The organism is Paraburkholderia sp. UCT70 (genome assembly GCF_050434085.1).
Lineage (GTDB): Bacteria > Pseudomonadota > Gammaproteobacteria > Burkholderiales > Burkholderiaceae > Paraburkholderia > Paraburkholderia tuberum.
The window spans coordinates 3,237,025-3,261,598 of the sequence record NZ_JBNPVZ010000004.1; the positions used below are offsets into that span (position 1 = coordinate 3,237,025).

Below are 24,574 nucleotides of genomic sequence, written 5' to 3' on the forward strand. Positions count from 1 at the left end.
AGCAAACGCGCGGCAGCGGCGAACGCATCGCCGCTGCGGCCACCGCTCGATCTATTGCGACATCGCCTCGCCATTCGGCAGCGTGGTCGTGTTACGGGGCATCGTCTCCGGATGCGTCGCATCGGGCGCGTTCTGCGATGGCGTCGCGCTGCCTTGCGGCGCGCTGGCGGCTGTGCCCGTGGTGCCTCTCACATACTGCTTGAAATCCGCACCGGCTTCCCACGGATTCGGCTTGCAGCCGAGCGAGCTGTCGCAATGCGCCGAAAAGCCGATCGTGGTGGTGCCATCGGGACCTGCGGCGCGCGTGATCTGAAACGCGAGCGCGCGCTTGCCGCCGTCCGGGCCGGCGGTCTGGATCAGCGAGTCGTTAGCGGTCTCGATCTTGTACTTCGAATGACTCGCGACCCACGTTTGCGCCCGTTGCCACCAGAGGTCGCATTCGGCCTTGTTCGAACACGTCAACGGCCTGGTCGCGATCTGCATGACATCGGGATCGACCTGACCCTGGGTCGAGCATGCCGTCGCCGCCACGAGACACAGCGCGGCCAACAGAGCTTTGTTCTTCACGTCGATACCTCCCCTGTGGAGCATGTCATAAGATTTTGGACCACCCCATCGAAGCGGTGTTTCACCCAGATCAGAGAATCGCGACGTCGCGCGGAGTATTTGCCGATTCCGCGGACGCCTGAAGAGCTCAATCCGTAGAGGTTACCTGCGCGTTACTCGGGGCAAAGAAAAAGCGGCCACGTGGGCCGCTTGAAGCACTTCCGGGATGCTGTGGTCCGAACGCTCAGACGCTGAAGCGATTGAGCGTATAGGCCCGATACGCAGCGACGAACGCATCGAACGAACCAACCTCGTCGCGTTCGAGCTTCGCCTGTTCGTCGAGCGATCGCACCGCGAGGTCGGCAAACGCCTTGGACTGCGCGGCATCGAGCGGACGCGCACGGAAGTACGCGGCGTGCGCTTCGCTTTGCGCGAGGCCGAACGCGAGGAAGCTTTGCTGCTGGTCGCGCATCGTTTGCAGCACGCGCGCCGATGGCGTCAGCGACACGTCCGCGAGCTTCGCGCGTTGCGCGGCGACCGCGCGCGCGTGTTCGTCGCCGCCCTTCAGGCTGTCGAGCACGGCCGCCGCGGCGTCGATTTTCACGAGCAGTTCGTCGGCCCAGTCGATCATCGCGACCGGCTTGCCGTCGCGAACCAGTTCGAGGCCTGGCTTGCGGCCTTCCATCGTCACGCGGCCGAAGTTCTGGTTCGCTTCGGTGTACGCAGGCGGAGGCAGGGACGCGCTGTCGTCGAGCGCGCACACGAGCAGGTACGCGTCGAGAAAGCGCGACGTTTCCAGCGAAATGCCGGCCGGCTCGAACGGATCAATGTCCATGCAACGCACTTCGACGTATTGCACGCCGCGCGCGGCGAGCGCATGCAACGGCCGCTCACCCGGATACGTGACGCGCTTCGGACGAATCGTCGAATAGAACTCGTTTTCGATCTGCAGCACGTTGGTGTTGATCTGCACCCACTCGCCGTCGCGTTGCGTGCCGATCCGCTCGTAGGCGGGATACGGCTGGCTCACGGCTTTCGCGAGCGCGTCGAGATAGCCGGGCAGCGTGTCGTAGTCGGCGCGCAGCGCGGCTTGCGCGGTCGTGTTCGAATAGCCGAGATCGCTCATGCGCAGGCTGGTCGCGTACGGGCGGTACAGCGTGTCGGCGTCGAACGTGTCGAGCGTGTGTTTGCGATCGCGGAGAAAGCGCCGATCGAGCGCCGGCGACGCGCCGAACAGATACATTAGCAGCCAGTTCGTGCGGCGGAAATTGCGGATCAGCGCGAGGTAGCGGTCGGACTGGAAGTCGACGGCGCTCGCGGTGGATTGCTGATCGGCGTGCAGCAGGCGCCACACGTCTTCGCTCAGCGAATAGTTGTAGTGGATGCCCGCGATGCACTGCATCGTGCGGCCATAGCGCAGCGCGAGGCCGACGCGGTACACGTACTTCAGCTTGCCGATGTTCGACGTGCCGTAGTGCGCGATCGGAATGCCATCGTCGGTGGAGGGCAACAGTCCCGGCATTGAGTTGTTCCACAGGATCTCGTCGCCGAGCTCCGCGTAGACGAAACGATGCAGCACGTCGAGTTGCGCGAGGGTTCCGGCGGCGTCCTGCTCAGCCGGCGTGATCAGCTCGAGCAGCGCCTCGGAGTAGTCGGTCGTCAGCGACGGGTGCGTGAGCGCCGAGCCGAGCGCGCGCGGATGCGGCGTCATCGCGAGCTGGCCGTTGCGCGTCACGCGCAGGCTTTCCCTTTCGATGCCGCGCAGGCCGCGTATCAGCACATCGCGCTGCGGGCTCGAGCCGAGCACGGACAGGCGGTGCGAAAGCGCGTCGGTCGTGCAGGAAGGTGTGGTGTTTGGCATTGATGCAAGTCGGGCGTTGCCGGTTGCCGTGTATCGCCAGACGATTCACAGACGGTATAGCGGCTGACAACGTTCGGCGGAATTTTCAGTAGCGGGCACTTTAACATCTCGCCAGAACCGCCGCTTGCGGCCGCTTCGGCGGAGTTTCAGCGGGCACGTCGAGGTCGCGCTGAACTACGCCATCGGCATCGGCACGTCGCGACGACGCTCAGCTCATCCCCCGCGCGCAGCGCCCGCCCGATCCGCCACCTCGTTCCACAGATGCATCGCGGCATACGCGCGATACGGCCGCCACGCGTCGGTGCGGCTGCGCTGCTGCGCGGGCCGTACGAGCGAAGGATCGCGCGCGCAGATCGATTGCATCAGCACGAGATCCGCCTCGGGCCATGCATCGGGATCGCGCCATGCACGCATCGCGACGTATTCGACGGTCCATGGGCCGATGCCCGCGAGCGCGAGCAATGCGGCACGCAGGCTCGCGGCGTCGACGGTGTCGCTGCTGTCGAGCGGCACGTCGCCGCCCGCGACCGCACGCGCGAAGCCCTGCAACGCGGCGACGCGTTTGCCCGGCATGCCGATCTGCGCGAGATCGACTTCGGCGAGCGCGGCCGGCGTCGGAAAACGCCACGCGGTGTTTTCGTGCGGATGCCCGTCGATGCGTTCGCCCGCTCGCTGCACGAGCCGTCCGATGATGGTCGTCGCGGCCTTCACGCTGACCTGCTGACCGACGATCGCGCGCACCACCAGTTCGAAGCCGGACCACGCGCCCGGCACGCGCAGGCCGGGCACCGCGGCGACGAGCGGCGCGAGCCACGGGTCCGCCGCGAGTCCGGCGGCGATCTTCCTTGGATCGGCGCGCAGATCGAACATTCCTGCGATTGGCGCGGCGAGTGCATCGGCGTGGCGGCTCGCCGGCCCTTCGATGCTCGCGACGATGCAGCGCTTGCGCGGATGCAGCCGCACGCTGAGCGTCCCGCTGTCGCCGTTCCAGTCGATCGCGCGACGATACGCGCCGTCCTCGACGGCTTCGACGCCAGGCGTCGCGCGGCCGCTGAAAAAGCGCAGCAGCCGCGGCCAGTCGAACGGTGCCTTGAACGGCAATTCGAGAGTTGCAACCTCGTTAAGCGTGCTCAAGCGGCGTGATCCAGTTGGGAGTTGTGGGAGTCGGCATCTGTGCGGCTTGCGTCGCGGCGGGGCGCGTCGCTGGCTGAAACGCCGCCTGCGTGCTGCGCCTCATTGTCGAGCAACGCGGCCTTGCGCGGCAGCCCCCAGCGATAGCCGGCGAGCGCCCCGCCCTTCTGCACGACGCGATGGCAAGGAATCGCGAGTGCGACCGGGTTGGTCGCGCATGCGCTCGCGACGGCGCGCACCGCCCGCGGCGAGCCGACCGCCTCGGCGATCTGCGAATAGCTGCGTGTCTCGCCGTACGGGATCCGCCGCAGCGCATCCCACACGCGCTGCTTGAATGCGGTCGACGCGATATCGAGCGGCAACTCGAAGTCCTGGCGCGTGCCGCGCAGATACGCGTCGATCTGCGCGATGAACGGCGCGAGCCGGCCGGCGTCTTCGCGTAGCTCGGCATTCGCGAACTCGCCGCGCAATTCGTCGATCAGCAGCGCGGTGTCGTCGCCGAAACCGATCTTGCAGATGCCCTTGTCGGTCGCGGCGACCAGCACGAAGCCGAGCGAGGTCGGCGCGCTCGCATAGCGCACCGTCAGGCCCGCGCCCTTGCGGCGATACGCGGACGGCGCCATGCCGAGCTCGGCCGGCGCGCTGTCGTACATTCGCGACGGCGAGCCGAAACCGGCGTCGAGCGTCGCGCGTGTGACGTCGGCGCCGCCCTGCAGCGCATCGCGCAACGCGGCGCCGCGCTGCGCGGCCTGGTACTGACGCGGCGAGACGCCGACCACGCGCTTGAACAGGCGCTGCAAATGGAACAGGCTCACGTGCACGGCATCGCTCAGTTGCGCGAGCGTGAGGCGCTGCTGCGGATCGGCGTCGAGCGCGGCGCACGCCCTGGCGACGATGTCGAGCTCGCGCGGCAGACCACCGGGCTGGCAGCGCTTGCAATCGCGAAAGCCCGCGGCGCGCGCGGCGGCGGCATCGGTGAAGAAAGCGACGTTTTCGCGGCGCGGCTGGCGCGACGCGCACGACGGCCGGCAGAACACGCCGGTCGTCCTGACCGCGTAGAAGAATGCGCCGTCGGCATCGCGGTCGCGGTGGGTGACGGCGTCCCAGCGTTCGTCGTCGGTGCGCCACTGGGTGGTGTCGACGTCGGCGGCGGTGCGCATGGGGACGGAATGGCGAGTGGTGGCGTTCATGATGTCCTGGGGCCCAGATGGGCAGGCAGTGTCGATACTCATCAATCTAGGCCCGAACGCTACACAGTACGCGCCGGATCTTGCTCTGTCATTCGGACGCGCTTGTCCGTACCCGTAGTGGGGTCAAACCCGGCAAACCGCAATTCGAAGCGCCTTGGAATGCCCTGCGGCCGGGCGTTTTGCCTCAAAGTGCGGCAATTTCGCACGATGTCGGGTTTTCCCTTAAAAAGTTATTGCGTCGCACCAAGCCGATGTGTATATTAGTACTTGTCTCCTCCATGTCTCCTCCTGATATGGATTCAGCCCGCTCCACTTGAGCGGGCTTTTTTTTGCCTGCGTTTTTTGTCCGCGCCTGGTCCGCATTTGGTCCGGTTCGCCCACGACTTCCCGCCGATCCACCCCGCCCTTTCCTTTCTCCTACACTTCCTAATCGGTTCTCCGAACTAGCGAAAGGGCGTTCGACATGAAAATCCACATTCGCGAGATCGACCACGTCGTGATCCGGGCGACGCACGTCGAAACCCTCGCGCGCTTTTACTGCGACGTACTCGGTTGCAGTGTTGAAAAGGAGCAGCGCGAACTCGGCCTCACGCAACTGCGCGCGGGCCGATCGCTGATCGATCTGCTGCAGGTCGGCGCGAAGCTCGATCGCGCGGAAAATGGCGCGGCGGGCACGGGGCGCAACATGGACCACCTGTGTCTGCGCGTCGAGTCATTCGACGCCGACGCGCTGAAGGCGCATCTGAGCGCGCATGGCGCGCGGCTCGGCGAACAGGGAGTGCGTTATGGCGCGGACGGATTCGGGCCGTCGCTGTATCTGTTCGACCCGGAGGGCAATATGGTCGAGCTGAAGGGGCCGCCGGAAGCGGCGCGGGTCACGTCGCTCTGAAGGCGAGAACGAAGCGGCGCAAAAACTGGTTCAGACCTGAGCCATCACGCATCGGCGGGCGCCTTCAGTACGGTCCGGTCGATCTTCACCGCATCGGCTTCGGCGCTGCCGAGCCATGCTTCGTCGTCCTGCACCGTGCATTGCAGCCGCATCGTGCGTTCGGCAAGCGAGCCGAGCGATGCCGCGACGTCTTCGTCGAGCGTCCAGACCGTCACGTTGCGCAGGCGCTCGACCTTGTTGCGCACGCCCTGCCACCAGATTTCCGAAGTACGCCCGCCATACGCGATCACGACCACGTGATTCGCCCGCCCGCTCGCCTTGGCGATGCGGCGCTCATCGGGCTGGCCGACCTCGATCCACGTGTCGATCGCGCCGGTCAGATCCTTCGCCCACAGATCCGGTTCGTCGACATCCGACAAACCTTTGCAGAACTCCAGCCGTTCCTGCGCGAACAGCGCGAACGCGGCGACGCGGACCATCATCCGTTCGTCGGTTTCGGAGGGGTGACGGGCGATCGTCAGCGAATGGTCGGCGTAATAGTGCCGGTCCATGTCAGCGATCTGCAGTTCCGCCTTGTATATCGTCGATTTGAGAGCCATGCCGTTGCTAAACCAGGCGCTCGCTCCACCGGAGCGCAGCGAAAATGAATCGTCGACGGCGCGTTGCCGTTTCTCGTGTTTGCTGTACATCGGATGTTCCTCCCGCGCCGTCAGCCGGTGCCTATGACACAGAAGGAAGCATTTACCGGGCCACTGCGGGTTCCGTGGCCGTGCCGTACACGTCGCGAGCCGCATCTCGCAGCGCGTCGAGCACGACGGCGGCCGCTGGCGACAATAGATGCGACTGGCGCGTGATGATACCGAATGTATCCATCCTGCAAGGCAAATCGATCGGGACGCGCTTCAATACCCCGTACTGTTGGTACTGACGCGCCACTTCATCGGGCAATACCGCCAACATGTCGCTTTGCAGCAGCAGGCTCGAAATCGCGAGAAAGTTGTTGGTATTGACGACGTTCTGCGGCGGATTCAGGCCGATCTGCGAAAACATCAGATCGAAGCGATGGCGCAGCACGCTGCCCGGCGGATGCAGCACCCACGCCGCGTTGACGATACCGCGCAGCGTCAATCCCGTTTCATTTTCGAGCGGATGGCCGGGACGCGCGACCACGCACAGCGGTTCGTCGGCGAGCGGTTCGTAGCGCACGTCGGTCTTGAATTGATTCTGCCGTTCGAGCACGCGGCCGATCATGATGTCGAGATCGCCTTCGGCGAGCCGCGGCAGCATCACGTCGGAGGTCTCGACCTCGGTCCAGATCTGCAACTGCGGATAACGCTCCTTCACGCTCGCGATCGCGCGCGGCACCATCGTCGCGGCGGCCGCGGCGATCACGCCGATACGCACCTGACCCGCGAGCCCCGAGCGCAGCGCCGAGATTTCGTCGTGCGCCTGGCTCAGGTTCGACAGCACCATGCGCGCGTGGCGGATCATCACCTCGCCGTACAGCGTCGCATGCATACCGTGCGGCGTGCGGTCGAACAGGCTCACGCCGAGCATGTCCTCGAGCTCTTTCAACAGGCGCGACGCGGCCGGCTGCGTCATGCCGAGCACGTCGGCCGCGCGGCGCACGTTGCCCTCCTCCTCCATCGCGGCAAGCAGCAGCAACTGGCGCGTCTTTAGCCGCGCGCGCACGAACCAGTTCGAATAGCTACGCGTCATCGCAGGGTCTCCTGGGTTTTTTTACGAGCGATGTTTGTACGTTCTTCCTCTGAAGCTCCATGATGCCATACCGAAACTGATATCGGAGAAGCCTAAAAAGGGATTGGAAAGTTATTGGGACCGCTCATACCATTCGTGGACTTTTGTGAACTTCCGGTGCGCCTTTTTTTCGCCGATGAACCGCGATCCGCTCGTCCCCCTCGTTGCCAGCCCGTTTCGCCATTACATCAATGGCGGATGGGAGACCGGCGCGACCACGGGCGTGTCGCTCAATCCGTCGGATCTCGACGAGCCGGTCGGCGAATACGTGCGCGCGGACGTGCGGCAGACCGACAGCGCGATCGAGGCTGCGCACGCGGCGTTTCGCGACTGGTCGCTCGCCTCCGCACAGCGCCGCGCCGACGCGCTCGACGCGATCGGCAGCGAAATGCTCGCGCGCCGCGAGGAGCTGGCCCGGCTGCTCGCGCGTGAAGTCGGCAAGGTGCTGCCTGAGGCGCTCGCCGAAGCGACGCGCGCAGGGCAACTGTTCAAGCTGTTCGCGGCCGAGGCGCTGCGCGCGTTCGTCGAGCCGCTCGCGTCGGCGCGTGCCGGCGTCGAAATCGACGTGACGCGCGAGCCGCTCGGGGTGGTCGGCATCATCGCGCCGTGGAGCGCGCCGCTCGCGATCGCCGCGGCGAAGATCGGTGCCGCGCTCGCGCACGGCAACTGCGTCGTCTACAAGCCGGCAGAATCGGCGCCGGCTTGCGCGGCGGCGCTCGCGTCGATCGTCAGTCGCGCGGGCTTGCCGGCCGGCGTGTTCAACCTCGTGATGGGCAGCGGACGCAAGGTCGGTGCGCGCATCGTCGCACATCCGCTCGTCGCGGCGATCAGCTTCACCGGTTCGTCCGACACCGGCACGCGCGTGCTGCAGGCCGCCGCGACGCGCCAGGCGCGCGTGCAGCTCGAGATGGGTGGCAAGAATCCGTTCGTCGTGCTGGCCGACGCCGATCTCGACGGCGCGGTCGACGCGGCGCTCACCGGTGCCTTCAGCGCGACCGGCCAGCGCAGCACGGCTGCCGCGCGGCTGATCGTCGAACGCACGGTGTTCGCGCCGTTCGTCGACGCGTTGCAGGCAAAGCTCGCGAAACTCACCGTCGATCACGCGTTGAAGCACGGCACCGATATCGGCCCGGTGGCGAACGCCGCGCAGCTCGAACGCAATCTCGACTACGTGCGCGTCGGCGAGCAGGAAGGCGCGCAGTTGCTGCGCGGCGGGCGGCAACTGGAGCGCGCGACGCGCGGCTATTTTTTCGAGCCGGCGCTGTTTATCGGCGAATCGGAGCATCGCATTGCGCGTGAAGAGATTTTCGGGCCGCTCGCGGTCGTGCTGCGCGCGGACGATTACGAACACGCGCTACATCTCGCGAACGACACCGCCTACGGACTGTGCGCCGGCATCTGCACGCGCTCGCTCGAACGCGCGCGGCATTTTCGCCGCCACGTGCAGAGCGGTCTCGTCACGATCAATCTGCCGACCACGGCCGTCGAGCATCACGGACCCGGCGGCGGGCGCAAGGCGTCGGCCTATGGCGCGAGCGATGCCGCGTTCTGGACCGCCGTGAAAACGGCGTACCTGGCGAGCTAGAAGCAATGAGCCGCGCCACCGTTTTCACCGCGACTTGCGCGAACCGTCCGGCGTGCCGCGCGCAGATCCGCCCCGATTCGCGCGACGGCTGACGCCGCCTGCGTTACCCCGCTGCAACTACACGACATCAATGCAGCTTTTCACCCTCAGGAGACAGTAGATGACCAGCAAGCTACGCCGTTTGACCCTGACCGCGATGGCCGCCGCCGCCCTCGCCGCCCCGTTCGCCGCACAACTGTCCGCCCGCGCGGATGAGCCGCTCAAAGTCGGCTTCCTCGTGAAGATGCCCGAACAGGCGTGGTTCATCAACGAACAGAAAGCCGCGACCGCGCTCGGCCAGAAGGACGGCTTCTCGGTCGTCAACATCGGCACGCCCGACGGCGAAAAAGTGCTGGCCGCGATCGACAACCTCGGCGCGCAAGGCGCGAAAGGCTTCGTGATCTGCGCGCCCGACGTGCGTCTCGGACCGGCGATTCAGGCGCGCGCGAAGCGCTACAACATGAAGTTCGTGACCGTCGACGACCAGCTGGTCGATTCGACCGGCAAGCCGCTGGCGAACGTGCCGCACCTCGGCATGTCGGCCTTCAAGATCGGCAACCAGGTGGGCCAGGCGATCACCGACGAAATGAAGCGCCGCGGCTGGAAGCCTGAGGAAGTCGGCGCGCTGCGTATCACGGACTATGAGCTGCCGACCGCGAAGCTGCGCACCGACGGCGCGACGCAGTCGCTGCTCGCCGGCGGCTTCAAGAAGGAAAACGTCTTCGACGCGCCGCAGAAAACCACCGACGACGAAGGCGGCTTCAACGCGGTGTCGCCGGTGCTCGCGCAGCATCCGAACATCAAGAAGTGGGTGATCTTCGCGCTCAACGAGGAAAGCGTGCTCGGCGGCGTGCGCGCGACCGAACAGCTGCATATTCCGGCCGCGGACGTGATCGGCGTCGGCATCAACGGCGCGGGCGAGGCGTTCGCCGAGTTCCAGAAGAAGGAACCGACGGGCTTCTACGGCACGATCGCGGTCAGCTCGACGAACCACGGCAAGGAAAGCACCGAGAACCTTATCGAGTGGATCAAGGACGGCAAGCAGCCGCCCGCCGACACGCAAACCACCGGCAAGCTGATGGTGCGCGGCAACTGGCAGGACGTGCGCAAGGAACTGGGTATTTAAGCGAGGTTCTCGCAGCAGACGGCGGGCCGCCTCGTGCCTCGCGTTTAGCGCGAGCGCGGCCCGCTCAGGTTTCATCCGTTCGAGGTTTATCGATGACGTCCTTACTCACCGGGTCTCGTGCCAGCGAGGCGGCGCTCGCGCCCTCGCCCTCGCCTGCATCGACGCCCGCATCCGACGCCCCCTATCTCCGGCTCGACGGCATCACCGTGCGCTTTCCGGGCGTGCTCGCGCTCGACCAGGTCTCGCTAGAAGTGCGCCGCGGCGAGGTGCACGGCCTGATGGGCGAAAACGGCGCCGGCAAATCGACGCTGCTGAAGGTCCTGTCAGGCGTCAATCATCCTGTCTCGGGCACGTTGTCGCTCGACGGCGTCGAGCAGCAGTTCGCGACGACCAAGGCGGCGATCGCCGCGGGCATCGCGATCATCTATCAGGAACTGCATCTGGTGCCGGAGCTGACGGTCGCCGAGAATCTGATGCTCGGCGCCCTGCCGAATCGCTTCGGCGTACTGGACGAAAAGGCTTTGGTCGCGCGTGCGATGCGCGAGCTCGAACGCCTCGGCGAAAAGCTCGATCCGTCGCAGCAGGTCAAGCATCTGTCGATCGGTCAGCGGCAGATGATCGAAATCGGCAAGGCGCTGATGCGCGACGCGCGCGTGATCGCGTTCGACGAACCGACCAGCTCGCTGTCGTCGCGCGAAACCACGCAACTGTTCCGCATCATCCGCGCGCTGAAGGCCGAAGGCCGCGCGATCATCTACGTCACGCACCGGATGGATGAAGTCTACGAACTGTGCGATCGCGTCACCGTGTTTCGCGACGGCCGCCGCATCGACACCTTCGAAGCCGGCGCGGGACTCGATCGCGATCGGCTGATCAGCTGCATGGTGGGCCGCTCGATCACCGATGTGTACGGCTATCGCGCGCGCGAGCACGGCGACGTGCAGCTTCAGGTCGACGGCCTGATGGGACCGGGCCTGCGCGAACCGGCATCGTTTTCGGCGCGCAAGGGCGAGATCGTCGGCTTCTTCGGGCTCGTCGGCGCGGGCCGCTCCGAGTTGATGAAGCTGATCTACGGCGCGGTCAAGCCGAGCGCCGGCGAGGTCGCGCTGAAGGGCAAGCGCGTGCAGTTCGCCACGCCGCGCGACGCGGTGCGCGCCGGTGTCGCGCTGTGTCCCGAGGATCGCAAGCAGGAAGGCATCGTGTCGATCGCGTCGGTGTCGGACAACCTGAACATCAGCTGCCGCCGTCACTTCAGCCGCTTCAACGTGCTCAACGGCCGCAAGGAAGCGCAGACCACGCGTGAGTTCATCGGCAAGCTCGCGATCAAGACGCGCAACGGCGACACGCCGATCGGCACGCTGTCCGGCGGCAATCAGCAGAAGGTGATCCTGTCGCGCTGGCTCGCCGAAGAGATCGACGTGTTCCTGATGGACGAGCCGACGCGCGGCATCGACGTCGGGGCGCGCAGCGAGATCTATGGGCTGCTGTATGGGCTCGCCGAGGCGGGCCGCACGGTCATCGTCGTGTCGAGCGATCTCGCCGAGGTGATCGGCGTGACCGATCGCGTGATCGTGATGAAGGAAGGCCGCATCGTCGGCGATCTGCCGAAGGCGCAGGCCACGCCGGATGCGCTGATCAAGCTGGCATTGCCGCGCTGATCGCCCAACGGATCGCGCCACCAGACCTCTTACCGAATACCGCAACGAAAACGGCATTGAATGGAACAGACATCATGAATACACCTTCCACCGATTCCTCCACCCCCGCCGTCGCCTCCGTGGGCTTGACCGCGCGCGCCGCGCGCACCTGGGACCTGATCAACAAATCCGGCATCGTGATGGTGTTCATCGTCCTGTTCGCGGTGCTGTCGTTCACGGTCCCAGACTTTCTGAGCACGCGCAATATCCAGGGCCTGCTGCTGTCGGTCACGCTGATCGGCTCGATCTCCGTCACGATGATGTTCGTGCTCGCACTCGGCGAGGTGGACCTGTCGGTGGCGTCGATCGTCGCGTTTTCGGGCGTGGTGGCTTCCGTGCTGATCACCGCGACGCACAGCGTGTTAGTCGGCATCACGGCCGGCGTGCTCGCGGGCGGCGCGGTCGGGCTCGTCAACGGCACGCTGGTCGCGCGCTACAAGATCAACTCGCTGATCGTCACGCTCGCGATGATGGAGGTCGTGCGCGGCCTCGCGTACATCACGTCGAACGGCGACGCGGTGATGATCTCCGAGGAGCGCTTCTTCGACCTCGGCGGCGGCTCATTCCTCGGCATTTCTTATCCGATCTGGAGCAACATCGTCGGCTTCGTTCTGTTCGGCTTCCTGCTGAAAAAGACCGTGTTCGGCAAGAACGTGCTGGCCGTCGGCGGCAATAGCGAAGCGGCTGTGCTCGCGGGGCTGCCCGTCACGCGGATCAAGATCACCGTGTTCGTGCTGCAAGGCCTCGTGACCGGCTTCGCGGGCGTGATGCTCGCGTCGCGCATGAGCCTCGGCGATCCGAAGACGTCGGTCGGGCTCGAGCTCGGCGTGATTTCCGCGTGCGTGCTCGGTGGTGTATCGCTGACGGGCGGTGTCGCGACGATCTCCGGCGTGTTGGTCGGCGTGCTGATCATGGGCTCCGTGCAGGACGCCATGAGCCTGCTGAACGTGCCGACGTTCTATCAGTATCTGATTCGCGGCGGCATCCTGCTGCTCGCGGTTCTGTTCGACCAGTTCCGCCGCAGCAAGCGCGTGCACTGACGCGCCGTTGCTCGTGGCCGGTTTCCTGCGCTTTGCGAGAAGGCGTACTGCCGATGCGGGTCGATAAAACCCGCATCGGCTTTTTTATTGCAGGTGAAGCCAGGCAAGTATCCAAAAGCAATAAAAAACGGCTTGGCGTCTGAATGCCCAAGCCGTCTCTTTTAGCTCACGCGTTCACGCCTGCGACTTTTAAAGCTGCTGCGGATACGCATGCGACCGTATTCCGGCTTTTGCCGGAATACCGGTGTTGTAGTTATTGCTTGATGAATCGGTCGTTCGCCCAGAGCCCCTCGGTATCGCTATTGGCTGAATTCACGAACTCGACGTCGTGGCCGACCACGCGCACCACGCGGAAACTCGAGTCGGTCGGAGTCGACACGCATTGATATCCGGAGAAGAATTCCTGCATCTGCTGCTGTTCACCGGCTTGCGCGTGGTGATCGGCGGCATCGAGCTTGTCCTTCGATACGCAGCCATAGGCATTGGCCTTGAACTGGATCGTTTGCTGCGGCTTGATCACGACGTCTTGCGCCTGAACGCTAGCGGCAGCCAAACCCGCGATGGCGAAAACAACGGCAATTCGAGTTTTCATTCGTTCCTCCGGGGCGGGCCGAAAAAATCTCGGTTAGCTATGTATTTAACTTTAACGGTAGACCCGCATCTCACACTCTAGGAGAACCGATGAGAACGACAAGCACTTCTTGTGTGCGGTCGCAACAGTGGCGAATTGTCGCACCTGCTGTCGAAACTGGTTAAAGCCTGAGCACACGCCTGATCGAATGGCAATGAAATGAATAACTAAAAATCCCCTCCCGCACACGGCTTAGCCGGTAAAGCTTTGCGCGCGTATTCACGTAAACGCGTAGCGTCAATTAAGCGATCTAATACAATTTAATCGATGGGTTTGTGCGTCGCACACAAAGTCATTCCAAGGCAAAAGCTGCGATGCGCAATAACGAGGCAAGTGCAGAAAATAAACAGTGCCAGCCGTCTCTCATGGGCCTTGGTGAAACGCTTGCAACGCGCCATTGCCGAAAACGCACGAAAAAGAAGCCGCGCGGCGCAAAGCCGCGTGGACAGGCGAGGGTGGCGCGATCGCAGTGCAAGGTACCCTTCGCGTGCCGCCTGAATCCCACTTGGATCTTCGTCGAGCCGGTATGCGGGCACAGGCGGTGCTCTACAATGAAAACGAATCTCCTGCACCGGAGGCTATCGTGAACGAGCACGTAATACTCGGGATTTTTCTGGTGGTACCGCTGCTGATCGTCATGTTTCTCTTTTCCGACGAACTGTGGCAGGAGCATCGAGACCTGCACGACGGACGGCCGTTGCCAGCGCGTCGCCGACGCATCGACTGGCGGCATCTGCTACGCCGTTCGCGCGAGCGGCTCTGAGATTGCGAAGCGGGTCCTCAAAGAAAAAAGCCTGCCACAGGGGCAGGCTGAAAAAAGAGATCCACACTCAATGCCTTGAACACAAGGCAATAGCAGTCTAGTCGCGACGCGCCGATCGGTGGTTTCAACGGCTTTTATAGTTGTTACCGGGCGTGACCGTAATGCGGGGTGCGACGTTGCGTCGGCAGGCTTCGCGTCGCGCTTCAATGGGCGCGCCAGTGCGCGCGAATCCGTTTGGCGAGCGCTTCGAGCGTGTCCGGATCGGCGACCTCGCGCGCATGCAGCTTCAGCGGTTGGCCTTCCCAGCGCGGAATCACGTGGAAATGGACGTGCGGCACTGTCTGTCCCGCCGCCGCGCCGTTGAACTGGCCGATGAACACGCCGTCAGGGCGCAGTGCCGCGCGCACCGCGATCGCGAGCTTCTGCGCCATGCGCGTCGACGCGACGAGCGCCGCATCCGACAGATCGAAAATTTCCGCGACCGCTTCCTTCGGCACGACGAGCAGATGGCCGTCGGCTTGCGGCATCAAGTCCATGAAAGCCAGCGCCTGGTCGTTTTCGGCCACCTTGATGCACGGTAGTTCGCCGCGCAAGATTTTGGCGAACGGGTTGCTGTCGTTGTAGCTCATCGCGTTTCCTTTCATTTGGGCTGGGTTCGATTCACGGGTCGAGCGGGATACTGTTTTTTGCGTAGCTTCGCACCGCGGGTTTCCTATTCTCTACCCGAACGCTTACGCCACGCGTGCGGCACGCCGGATCGCTTGAGGTGGCTGGCCGAACGCGCGCAAAAACGCGCGCCGCATCCGCTCGGGGTCGATGAAGCCGGTGTCGGCTGCGACGGTTTCGATCGAATGACGGCCGGTTTCGAGCATCGTGCGAGCCGCTTCGACACGCAGCGCCTCGATCGCGCGGGCCGGCGACTGGCGCGTCTCGTCGCGAAACGCGCGGCTGAACTGGCGCGGGCTCAGATGCGCGACGTCGGCGAGCTGCTCGACGGTCAGCGGCTCGCGCAGATGGCTCTTCGCATACGACAGCGCGTTCTGGATCCGATCGGATTTTGGTTCGAGATCGAGCATCGCGGAGTACTGCGATTGCCCGCCGGTGCGCCGGTGATAGACCACGAGCTTCTTCGCGATCGCGCGCGAAACCGCGACGCCGAGGTCGTTCTCGACGAGCGCGAGGCACAGATCGATACACGCGGTCATGCCGGCCGACGTCCACACCGAGCCGTCGACGATGAAGATGCGGTCCTCGTCGACCCGCGCGCGCGGAAAGCGCCGTTGCAAATCGCGCGCATGCGCCCAGTGCGTAGTCGCGTGGCGGCCGTCGAGGATGCCCGCTTCGGCGAGCACGAACGCGCCGGTGCAGATGCTCGCGGTGCGGCGCGAGGCGGCGAGGGCGTCGTTCAGAAACGCGAGCAGCCCCGGCGACGACGGCGCGATCTCCATCGCGCCGGTGACGATCACGGTGTCGTAGGCGGGATCGCCGAACGGGCGCGTCGCGACCTCGACGCCCGCCGAGCTGCGTACCATGCCGCCGTGCTCGGAGATCACCGCGACGTCGTACGCTGGCTCGCCGGTGTCCTGATTGGCGAGTTCGAAAATCGATACCGCGACCATGTCGAGTATCTGAAAGCCCGGAAAGACCACCACGCCGATGCGTTTCATTTGCGATGTCCGGAAACGAGGGAAATATGACATTTGAGACAAAACAGTACGCGCCTAAACTCAGCTCGTCAACCCCGCCGTATCAGCGCAAAAGCCGCCAGGCGGCGAGTTCACGGATGTTCCCATTCACCGGACAGGGCGGCCGCATCATCCGCAGCCCGCAAGGAGAGCTTCAATGGCAACGCAGGCAGACAAGGGCGTACAAGGCAATTCGAATGAAGGCAAGGGTACGGCGGTGGTCACGGGCGCATCGTCGGGTATCGGCGCGGTCTACGCGGACCGGCTCGCGCGACGCGGCTACGACCTGCTGCTGATCGCGCGCGACGGCGCACGCCTCAGCAGCCTCGCCGACCGGCTGACGAAGGAAACCGGCCGCCGCGTGAGCACCGTCAGCGCCGATCTGACCAACAAGGCCGACGTGCGCCGCATCGAGAACCAGTTGCGCGCCGAGCGCGGCATCACGATGCTGGTCAACAACGCGGGCGTCGGCGCGACCGCGACGCTGGTCGACTCCGACATCGATGAACTCGAGCAGATGATCGAGCTGAACGTGACCTCGCTCACGCGCCTGACGGCGGCGGTGTTGCCGGGCTTCATCGCGCGCGGCGCCGGTACGGTGATCAATATCTCGTCGATCGTCGCGCTGGCGCCGGAATTGTTGAACGGCACCTATAGCGGCACTAAGGCCTACGTGTTGAACCTCACGCAGTCGCTGCATCACGAGGTGGGCGACAAGGGCGTGCGGCTGCAAGCGGTGCTGCCGGGCGCGACGAGCACCGCGTTCTGGGATCGCGCGGGTCTCGCGGTCGAGAACCTGCCTTCGCAGATCGTGATGAGCGCCGAGGACATGGTCGACGCGGCGCTTGTCGGTCTCGACCAGGGCGAGCTGGTGACGATCCCGTCGTTGCCCGATGCCGCCGACTGGGAGCGTCTGAACAGCGCGCGTTTGCATCTGCAGCCGAATCTGTCGCACAGCGCGCCGGCCGAGCGCTATACGCGCGCCGTGGTGGCGTAAACCGAAGGTTGAGGAGGGCGGCGCCAGACTCAGCCGCTCACTGCCACCTGATTCTTGCCGTCGTGTTTCGCGCGATACAGGCCGACGCCGGCGGCCTCGATCAGCGTCGTGACTGGTTCGGCGGCCGACGGCACCACCATCGCCGCGCCGATGCTGATCGTGACGACGCCCTCTGCCGAGCCCGCATGGGTGATCGCGCGGTCTTCGACCGCGATGCGGATTTTCTCCGCGAGCAGGCGCAAGCCGCCCGCCGACGTGTCCGGCACGACCACCGCGAACTCCTCGCCGCCGAAGCGCGCGGCGAGATCCAGTGAATGGCCGAGGTACGCTTCGATCGTATGCGCGACGCTCTTCAGCACTTCGTCGCCGGCGACGTGCCCATAGGTGTCGTTGTAGGCCTTGAAGTGATCGACGTCGATCATCAGGAGGCCGAGGCCGGTCTTGTCGCGGGTGCCGCGGTGCCATTCGGTGGCCAGATACTGGTCGAGGTAGCGGCGGTTCGACAGCCCGGTCAAACCGTCCGAATGCGTGAGCCGCTGCAACTCCAGATTCGTCGCCAGCAGTTGCCGCTGCGATTGCCGCAGCGCGCGGTACGCCTCGTCGCGTTGCAGCAGGTGTAGATACGAGCGCGAGTGATAGCGGATGCGCGCTATCAGCTCGATGCGGTCGGGCAGCTTCACGAGATAGTCGCTCGAACCGGCGGCGAACGCCGCGCTTTTGACGAGCGGCTCTTCGTTGGTCGACAGCACGACGATCGGGATGTCGCGAGTGGCGGCATTCAGCCGGTATTGCCGCACCAGCGTCAGACCGTCGGTGCCCGGCATCACGAGATCTTGCAGGATCACCGTCGCGCGCGTTTCCTCGGCGCAGCGCACCGCGTCTTCCCATGACGCGCAGTAGCGAAAGTCGATGCCCGGCTCGTCGGCGAGCGCCTCGCGCACCCCCGCGGCGATGACCGCCTGGTCGCCGACCAGCAGCACCATGATCGGGCACTCGGCCGCCGGCGGGTCGGCGAGCATGCGCGCGAGCGCGTCGTCGCTGGCGAGACTGGGCGCATCCTCAGCGACGAGCGCGTGCGCCTGCGCGTTCGCGTCGTCTGCGGGATGCAGCGTTGCGGCGTTCTGGGGCGGTTTAGAGGTGTCCATGTGGTTCAGCCAGAATGAAGTTCAGGAAGGGCACGTCAGCTTGCGGGAAGGCGAGGCGCTCGTTGACCACTGCCATTGGTCAGATAATAGTCGGCGCCCGCATCAAGGCCAGCGCGGCAATCTTCCCCGCGTTGCCTGGATGAAATGCAGCGCAATGCCATGCGTGGGTTAGCGCGTCCGACGTTATGCACCTGTTACAGAGTTAATGTCCGGTTACCAACTGCAGCATCTATTTCCGCGCGCGCCGGCGACAATTCGTCCATGCCTGAACGGCGGGAGCTCAATATGAAAAAGATCGCAGTGGCGTTGGTAATGGCGGGTAGTTTGACGGTGGCGGGCCAGGCGTCCGCGCACGGACACGGCGGTGATGTGGTGGGTGCCCTGATTGGCGGCGCGGTGCTGGGCGCGGTGGTCACCTCGGCGTTGACGCCGGCGCCGGTGGTCGCGTATCCGCAGCCGGTCTATGCCGAGCCCGCGTACCAGCCCGCGCCGGCTTACGCGGCACCGCCGCCCGGATATTGCTACGACCAGTATCAGCGCGCCTATGTCGCGTGCGGCGCACCGCCGCCCGGACAGTACGGCTATGCGCAACCGCAACCCGAGCCGCAGTGGTGAGCGCGGCAAGGCTCTGATGCGCGGATGATTCAGCCGAACGACGCGCAGACAAAAAGGCCGTCGCCCAATGCGACGGCCTTTTCCATTTGAGGCGCGGCTTAATGCTTGTGATGCAGCCACTCCGCGTAATGCGTGTCGAGCCAGCGCTCGAGCCTGGGCGGCCTGGACGGGTCGCGGTGACGCGACATCATCCAGATGGCAAAGCCGACCACCAACATGACGGCGGGCCCCATCAGATAGGCGAGCATTGATTCAGGCATGGAACCTCCGTATCGGCTTGCATCCATCTCTCAGTGTAGGCGAAGGAAGCGGGGAAAGAACGACGATGTCAAACGGTCCAGAGAAGCGAAAAAGGGCGCATTTGCGCCCGGTTTGGAAACCTGTTTTTGATGATTTTTCCTTTATTTGCTTAGGGTCCGGGCGAGGTCGCATTAGCCTGCGTACCATCCTGTTACCGGCCTGACGGCCAAGCGTCACATGGCGCCAAAACCCATGACAGTGCCGTCAAGCCGTCCCGTTCGCCGTCTGCCGCGCGACTTCCATCTGGCTATCGACAAAGTCCGCCCAACTCTGAAGCAGGCGACGCTGCCACGCCGCTTCGTCGGTTGCTTCACGCTTCGCGATGTCGCCCTTCGCAGCTGATTGCTGTTCCATGTCGCGCAGATGCGACGACGCGGTGCGACGAAAGTCATGCAGCACGAAATGCTCCACGTCGAGCCCCAATGCCTTGACTGCCTGGTTCAGCGTGCTTTTCGCGATCGGCCGATCGTCGCCCCTCACGCTCGGGAACACGAACGTCTCGCTGGTGCGCCCGCGTAGCAGCTCGCGCAGCAGCGCAACCGCCTGGCGCGGCAGACGGACGACGCGGGCCTCGCGCGCGTTCAGGCGCGCGGCGGGGATCGTCCACAGCGCGTCGTCGAGATCGAACTCGACCCATGTCGATTCGACGAGGTCCGATTTGCGTGCCATCGTCAGCACCAGCAGATGCAGCGCGAGCTTCAGCGGACGGCGGATATTGGATGTGTCGATCGTGCGCAGCATGACACCGATCTCGGCGCCGGACAGCACGCGGGTGCGGCTGTCGAAGGTCGCGATCGAGCGCGCCGGTACGACTTCCGCGGGATTGCTGGTCGCGAGCTGGCGCGCGATCAGATATGAGTACAGGCGCTTCACGACGTTGCGCGTGTGCAGCGCCATTTTCGGCGAGCCGCGGCTTTTGATGCGCTCGCAGATCGCGGCGACGTCGTCAGCGGTGACCGCGCCGATCGGCTTGTTGCCGATCGCGGGCAGCACGTCCTTATCGAGCGCGCGCCGCGTGGTGCGGCGATATTCATCCGACTTGCCGGCCAGCGCCGTCGCGAGATAAAGCTCGGCCGCTTCGCGCAGCACGTCGGCCTTGCTCTCGGCACCGCGATCGCGCCGCGCGGTTGCGACCGGCGAGATGCCCTGCGCGACGAGCGCCGCGTACCTCTGCGCCTTCGCGCGCGCGACGCGCAGCGAAATCATCCGGTAATCGCCGATGGTCGCGAGCGGCTGACGCTTGCCGTTCAACGTATAGCGGAAGCGCCAGACCTTGGTGCCGGTCGTCATGACCTCGATCACGAGGCCGTTGCCGTCGGCGACGCAGTAGCGGGTCGCGCGCGGTTCGAGCGCGCGGATCTCGGATTCGGTGAGCGGGGTGGCGAGGCGGGGCATGCTTTGGGGACGCTGTACGTTTAGGCTCGGACAGCTGGATTCTAAACCTTTGCCCGGTTGTGTACCAAAAACCCGGTGGGCTTTTGGTCGACGGAGTGCGATTTTCGCGTGTGCGGCAGCGGCGCCGATTCGGCCACGAGAGGCTATATGACGGCCGGATTGCGGCGACGCACAAGGTCGGCGTTACTTGCCGATACAGAATCGGCTGAAAATCACGCCGAGCAGATCGTCCGAACTGAACTCACCGGTGATCGAGTTCAGTTGATCCTGCGCGAGCCGCAATTCCTCGGCGAACAGATCGAGCGCCTGCGCGTTCTGCTCCGCATGCGCTGCGGCGGTCGCCAGATGCTCGTCGGCCGCGCGCAACGCGATCAGGTGCCGCTCGCGCGCGAGATAGACGCTCTCCGCGCCCGCCTGCCAGCCGGCAATCCGCAGCAGTTCGTCGCGCAGCAGCGCGACGCCGTCACCTTTCTTCGCCGACAGCCGCACCTCGCTAAGTTCGAGGTCGGCGTCGAGCGCCTGCGTCGCGGGCGCGAGCCCTGTCAGGTCGGTTTTGTTCAGCACGCGGACGACGGGCACGCCGCGCGGAAAGCGTCTGGCGATCGTTTCGTCGTCGGCCGTCATTCCGGCGCGCGCGTCGAGCAGATGCAACACCACGTCCGCGCGCTCGATCTCGCCCCACGTGCGCTCGATGCCGATCTTCTCGACCTCGTCCTCGGTCTCGCGCAGGCCGGCCGTGTCGATCACGTGCAGCGGGATGCCTTCGATCTGGATCGTCTGCGCGACCTTGTCGCGCGTCGTGCCGGCGATCGGCGTGACGATCGCGAGTTCGGCGCCGGCGAGCGCGTTCAGCAGCGACGACTTGCCGACGTTCGGTTGCCCCGCCAGCACGACCGACAAACCCTCGCGCAGCAACGCGCCCTGGCGCGCCTCGCTCAGCACGTGCGCCAGACGCTCGCGTATGCGCACGAGCTTGCCGCGGGCGTCGGCGGCTTCGAGGAAGTCGATTTCCTCTTCCGGGAAGTCGAGCGTCGCTTCGACCAGCATCCGCAGCGTGATCACCTCTTCGACCAGCGCGTGGATGTCGCGCGAGAACGCGCCGTCGAGCGAGCGGCCGGCCGAACGCGCGGCGGCCTCGGTGCTCGCCTCGATCAGATCGGCGACGGCCTCGGCCTGCGCGAGGTCGAGCTTGTCGTTCAGAAACGCGCGACGCGTGAATTCGCCGGGCTCGGCGAGCCGTAGACCGAACGCGCGGCCGGCGTCGATGCAGCGCTGCAGGACCAATTGCAGCACGACCGGGCCGCCATGGCCTTGCAGTTCAAGCACGTGCTCGCCGGTGTACGAATGCGGCGCCGGAAAGTACAGCGCGATGCCGCGATCGAGCGGATTGCCGCTCGCGTCGAGAAACGGCACGTAGCTCGCGTGACGCGCCGCGGGCGTCTGGCCGGTGAGGGCCTGCATCAACGGCTGGGCCGCCGCCGCGCCAGCGCGGCCGAACGAAATCCGCACGACACCGATGCCTCCCCGGCCGGGCGCGGTAGCAATGGCAACGATGGGATCGGAGTCGGTCGTGAGCATGTGAAGTCGGGCGAAACGGGAGGGGAAGGGCAGGGCCGTGTCGGTCGAGCCGGCGCGAGGCATTGTAACGCGCGCGCCTCGCACGGAAGGGCTGACGACCAGGACGCGAAGTGGATGACGTGCCCGTTTGCCCCTTTCGTTTGAACAACTCAGATTTATCCCAATTAAGCTAGGATCATTACCGCACTACTTAGGAATATTTGAGACTCGGCAGGAACTGCAGTTCAGGCAAAGCCAAGCCTGGCAGTCGAGAGATGAAAAAAATCAAATTCGTGCAACGCGTTATGGGGCGCGCGCTGCAAGCTAAAACTATCTCAAATAAGAGAAAGCAAAGCTTGATCGGTTGTCAACTGGCTGAACTCTGAATTGCACAATCTGGCCCATGCCGACCGACAAAGAAAAAGCCGCCTTCGCCAAGAGGCTGAAGGATCTGCTCGAGCCGCTGAAAATCCGCGGCGGGACCAAACTCGCCGAGCAATTCAATCTTCGCTATTACGGCGAGCGGCCCGTGACGCCCCAGACCGCACACAAATGGCTGACGGGCACGACGATTCCGAAGCCGGACAAGTTGCGGACCCTCGCCGAATGGTTGAACGTCAAGGAGCACTGGCTCCATTACGGACCACCGCCCGGCGCCAGCGCACGACCGATGGCACGTGGCGAAAAGTATCCGCCGACACCCGAAACGATCGAACTCGCTTCGAAGATCGCATCGTTGACCCCGAAGGACCGGAATCTGGTCGAGGAAATGATCGTGCGTTTTTACGGCGAAGATTCCGACGAAGAGTGAACGACGAAACTCAAGCGCAGCCGCCCGCGGCATTTTCTTCAACCGCACCATAAAAAAAGCCGCCCGGTTCGCACCGGGCGGCTTTTCGTCTTCAGCTTGCGTCACGGCGGCTCTGCGGGCCGCCGCCGGACGGAACATCAGGCCGGCTTCGCCTTCGAACTGCCCATCATCCGCGTGATGTAGTACTGCTGCGCGATCGACAGCACGTTGTTCACGACGTAGTACAACACGAGACCTGCGGGGAAGAAGAAGAACATCACCGAGAACGCGATCGGCATGAACATCATCATCTTCGCCTGGACTGGGTCGGGCGGCGTCGGGTTCAAGCGGGTCTGCAGGAACATCGACACGGCCATCAGGACCGGCAGGATGAAGTACGGGTCCTGCTGCGACAGATCCTGAATCCATAGAATCCACGGCGCACCGCGCATTTCCACCGACGACAGCAACACCCAGTACAGCGAGATGAACACCGGGATCTGGATCACGACCGGCAGACAGCCGCCGAACGGATTGACCTTCTCGGTCTTGTACAGCTCCATCAGCGCCGCGTTCATCTTCTGCGGATCGCCCTTGAAACGCTCGCGCAGCGCCTGCATGCGCGGCGTGATCGCCTTCATGCGCGCCATCGACTTGTAGCTCGCGGCCGACAGCGGGAAGAACACCGCCTTGATCAGCACCGTGAGCAGCACGATCGACCAGCCCCAGTTGCCGACATAGCTGTGGATCTTCGACAGCAGCCAGAACAGCGGCTTCGCGATGATCGTGACCCAGCCGTAGTCCTTCACCAGATCGAGACCCGGCGCGATACCTGCGAGCATCTTTTCTTCTTCCGGACCGGCGAACAGACGCGCGGACACGCTGACGGTCTGGCCCGGCTGGATGGTCGGCATCGCCTGCTTTATGCCGACGCGATACAGCGACGGATCGATCTTCTCGGCGTAGAACTCGCGCTTCACGCCTTCCTGCGGAATCCAGGCCGACGCGAAGTAGTGCTGGACCATCGCGACCCAGCCGTCGTTGGCCGACGTCGCGAAGTCCTGCTTGTTCTTGTCGAGATCGCTGAACGTCATCTTCTGGAAGTGATGCTCGTTCGTGTAGACAGCCGGTCCGATGAACGTGTGCGAGAAGCGCGGCGTTTCGACTGGCTGGTCGTCGCGCACGAGTTCCATATAGACCTGCGGCGTCACCGGCGTGGTGCCGACGTTCTGGACCTTCGTCTCGACGCCGATCACGTAGCTGCCGCGCGTGAACGTATACGTCTTGATGACCCGGAGGCCGCCCTTTTCCGGCGACTCGAAGCTCATCTGGAACGAGTTCTGGCCGTCGGCCAGTTGGGTCGGCTGATTCGGCATCAGCGTAAAGACGTCGTTGTGATTCGGGAAGTCACCGCCGAGCAGGCCAGTGCGCGCCAGATACGTGTGATTCTTCGTTTTGTCGAACAGCGTGATCACGAGATCCGGCTGCTTGCCGTCGCCCTGCTTGACGAGCGACAGGCGCGACAATGTGCCACCGCGGGTGTCGATTTCACCGCTATAGACGTCGGTGCCGAACTTCACGAGCTGCGATTGCTCGGCCGCTGGCGCGTTGCCCGGCGCGGCCGCGTTGGTGGCCGGCAGATCGGCCGGCTGGGTGCCCGGTGTCGTGGTGCCCGGCGCGGCGCTGCCGGCGGTCTGGGTCGGCGTCGTGCTCGGGAAGAACATCGACGGGCGTCCGTGGTCGCGTTGCCAGTTGTCGAACAGCATGACAGCTGACATGAAAAAGATGACCCATAGGACGGTGCGTTTGATATCCATGCGTTGTCTCAGTGTCG

General features: G+C 64.6%; 23 protein-coding genes. 9 read left to right on the forward strand and 14 right to left on the reverse strand.

Features of this window, described 5'->3' with window-relative positions:
• Positions 1–51: 51 nt before the first annotated feature.
• The 4 genes from OKW41_RS40690 to ada form a co-directional block, all read right to left on the reverse strand.
• The gene (locus OKW41_RS40690) at positions 52–567 is read right to left on the reverse strand and encodes a hypothetical protein (RefSeq protein ID WP_429453746.1); all 516 of its coding nucleotides are present in this window, start codon (positions 565–567) and stop codon (positions 52–54) included.
• 223 nt (positions 568–790) lie between these two features.
• On the reverse strand, positions 791–2,407 hold the full coding sequence (gene gshA, locus OKW41_RS40695; protein WP_429453744.1) for a glutamate--cysteine ligase: 1,617 nt from the start codon (positions 2,405–2,407) through the stop codon (positions 791–793).
• A 213-nt stretch (positions 2,408–2,620) separates the two neighbouring features.
• Positions 2,621–3,541 carry a DNA-3-methyladenine glycosylase family protein gene (locus OKW41_RS40700; RefSeq protein WP_429575951.1) on the reverse strand — a complete coding sequence of 307 codons (921 nt, stop codon included), beginning with the start codon at positions 3,539–3,541 and terminating at the stop codon, positions 2,621–2,623.
• Entirely contained in the window at positions 3,538–4,728 is a 1,191-nt protein-coding gene (ada, locus tag OKW41_RS40705; RefSeq protein WP_429575952.1) for a bifunctional DNA-binding transcriptional regulator/O6-methylguanine-DNA methyltransferase Ada, read from the reverse strand. Before ada ends, OKW41_RS40700 begins: the two co-directional genes overlap by 4 nt.
• Positions 4,729–5,191: 463 nt before the next feature.
• Here ada and OKW41_RS40710 point away from each other — a divergent pair, with 463 nt between their 5' ends.
• A complete protein-coding gene (locus OKW41_RS40710) occupies positions 5,192–5,617 on the forward strand; it encodes a VOC family protein (protein ID WP_090802309.1) in 426 nt (141 codons plus the stop codon).
• A gap of 44 nt (positions 5,618–5,661) precedes the next feature.
• Here the strand turns inward: OKW41_RS40710 and OKW41_RS40715 are convergent, their stop codons facing one another.
• Positions 5,662–6,216: a YaeQ family protein gene (locus OKW41_RS40715; protein ID WP_429454621.1), complete on the reverse strand. Its 555-nt coding sequence runs from the start codon at positions 6,214–6,216 to the stop codon at positions 5,662–5,664.
• A 142-nt stretch (positions 6,217–6,358) separates the two neighbouring features.
• Positions 6,359–7,336 (reverse strand): LysR family transcriptional regulator, encoded by a 978-nt coding sequence (locus tag OKW41_RS40720; RefSeq protein ID WP_018418915.1) that lies wholly within the window; start codon positions 7,334–7,336, stop codon positions 6,359–6,361.
• A gap of 175 nt (positions 7,337–7,511) precedes the next feature.
• Between OKW41_RS40720 and OKW41_RS40725 the strand changes: the two genes are divergently transcribed.
• The 4 genes from OKW41_RS40725 (at position 7,512) to araH (ending at position 12,862) form a co-directional block, all read left to right on the forward strand.
• On the forward strand, positions 7,512–8,960 hold the full coding sequence (locus OKW41_RS40725; protein ID WP_429453738.1) for an aldehyde dehydrogenase family protein: 1,449 nt from the start codon (positions 7,512–7,514) through the stop codon (positions 8,958–8,960).
• Positions 8,961–9,120: 160 nt separating this feature from the next.
• A complete protein-coding gene (locus OKW41_RS40730; protein WP_429453736.1) occupies positions 9,121–10,125 on the forward strand; it encodes an arabinose ABC transporter substrate-binding protein in 1,005 nt (334 codons plus the stop codon).
• Between the two features lie 92 nt (positions 10,126–10,217).
• Positions 10,218–11,783: an L-arabinose ABC transporter ATP-binding protein AraG gene (araG, locus tag OKW41_RS40735; RefSeq protein WP_429453734.1), complete on the forward strand. Its 1,566-nt coding sequence runs from the start codon at positions 10,218–10,220 to the stop codon at positions 11,781–11,783.
• A gap of 74 nt (positions 11,784–11,857) precedes the next feature.
• Positions 11,858–12,862, forward strand: coding sequence for an L-arabinose ABC transporter permease AraH (araH, locus tag OKW41_RS40740; protein WP_090802302.1), 1,005 nt, complete (start codon positions 11,858–11,860; stop codon positions 12,860–12,862).
• Positions 12,863–13,115: 253 nt separating this feature from the next.
• Here araH and sap1 read toward each other — a convergent pair whose 3' ends face one another.
• The gene (gene sap1 / locus OKW41_RS40745) at positions 13,116–13,454 is read right to left on the reverse strand and encodes a surface attachment protein Sap1 (RefSeq protein WP_018418921.1); all 339 of its coding nucleotides are present in this window, start codon (positions 13,452–13,454) and stop codon (positions 13,116–13,118) included.
• A 622-nt stretch (positions 13,455–14,076) separates the two neighbouring features.
• Here sap1 and OKW41_RS40750 point away from each other — a divergent pair.
• Positions 14,077–14,256, forward strand: a complete 180-nt coding sequence (locus tag OKW41_RS40750; protein WP_429453730.1) for a hypothetical protein — start codon at positions 14,077–14,079, stop codon at positions 14,254–14,256.
• Between the two features lie 203 nt (positions 14,257–14,459).
• Here OKW41_RS40750 and OKW41_RS40755 read toward each other — a convergent pair whose 3' ends face one another.
• Positions 14,460–14,885, reverse strand: coding sequence for an HIT family protein (locus OKW41_RS40755; RefSeq protein WP_090805510.1), 426 nt, complete (start codon positions 14,883–14,885; stop codon positions 14,460–14,462).
• Positions 14,886–14,987: 102 nt separating this feature from the next.
• On the reverse strand, positions 14,988–15,923 hold the full coding sequence (locus OKW41_RS40760; RefSeq protein WP_184055347.1) for a GlxA family transcriptional regulator: 936 nt from the start codon (positions 15,921–15,923) through the stop codon (positions 14,988–14,990).
• A gap of 175 nt (positions 15,924–16,098) precedes the next feature.
• On the opposite strand from OKW41_RS40760, the gene OKW41_RS40765 reads away from it, so the two are divergent.
• Positions 16,099–16,938 carry an SDR family NAD(P)-dependent oxidoreductase gene (locus tag OKW41_RS40765; RefSeq protein WP_429575953.1) on the forward strand — a complete coding sequence of 280 codons (840 nt, stop codon included), beginning with the start codon at positions 16,099–16,101 and terminating at the stop codon, positions 16,936–16,938.
• Between the two features lie 29 nt (positions 16,939–16,967).
• Here OKW41_RS40765 and OKW41_RS40770 read toward each other — a convergent pair whose 3' ends face one another.
• Entirely contained in the window at positions 16,968–18,083 is a 1,116-nt protein-coding gene (locus tag OKW41_RS40770; protein ID WP_429575954.1) for a diguanylate cyclase, read from the reverse strand.
• A 285-nt stretch (positions 18,084–18,368) separates the two neighbouring features.
• Here OKW41_RS40770 and OKW41_RS40775 point away from each other — a divergent pair, with 285 nt between their 5' ends.
• Positions 18,369–18,698, forward strand: a complete 330-nt coding sequence (locus OKW41_RS40775; RefSeq protein ID WP_429575955.1) for an ecotin precursor — start codon at positions 18,369–18,371, stop codon at positions 18,696–18,698.
• A 98-nt stretch (positions 18,699–18,796) separates the two neighbouring features.
• Here OKW41_RS40775 and OKW41_RS40780 read toward each other — a convergent pair whose 3' ends face one another.
• The 3 genes from OKW41_RS40780 to mnmE form a co-directional block, all read right to left on the reverse strand.
• Complete coding sequence (locus tag OKW41_RS40780) at positions 18,797–18,958, reverse strand: hypothetical protein (RefSeq protein WP_184002982.1); 162 nt, start codon at positions 18,956–18,958, stop codon at positions 18,797–18,799.
• Between the two features lie 244 nt (positions 18,959–19,202).
• Positions 19,203–20,393: a tyrosine-type recombinase/integrase gene (locus tag OKW41_RS40785; RefSeq protein WP_429575956.1), complete on the reverse strand. Its 1,191-nt coding sequence runs from the start codon at positions 20,391–20,393 to the stop codon at positions 19,203–19,205.
• A 183-nt stretch (positions 20,394–20,576) separates the two neighbouring features.
• Complete coding sequence (gene mnmE, locus OKW41_RS40790) at positions 20,577–21,971, reverse strand: tRNA uridine-5-carboxymethylaminomethyl(34) synthesis GTPase MnmE (RefSeq protein WP_429575957.1); 1,395 nt, start codon at positions 21,969–21,971, stop codon at positions 20,577–20,579.
• A gap of 382 nt (positions 21,972–22,353) precedes the next feature.
• Here mnmE and OKW41_RS40795 point away from each other — a divergent pair, with 382 nt between their 5' ends.
• Positions 22,354–22,761 carry a helix-turn-helix domain-containing protein gene (locus OKW41_RS40795; protein ID WP_018418931.1) on the forward strand — a complete coding sequence of 136 codons (408 nt, stop codon included), beginning with the start codon at positions 22,354–22,356 and terminating at the stop codon, positions 22,759–22,761.
• A 137-nt stretch (positions 22,762–22,898) separates the two neighbouring features.
• Here the strand turns inward: OKW41_RS40795 and yidC are convergent, their stop codons facing one another.
• A complete protein-coding gene (yidC, locus tag OKW41_RS40800) occupies positions 22,899–24,557 on the reverse strand; it encodes a membrane protein insertase YidC (RefSeq protein WP_429575958.1) in 1,659 nt (552 codons plus the stop codon).
• Positions 24,558–24,574 lie beyond the last annotated feature (17 nt).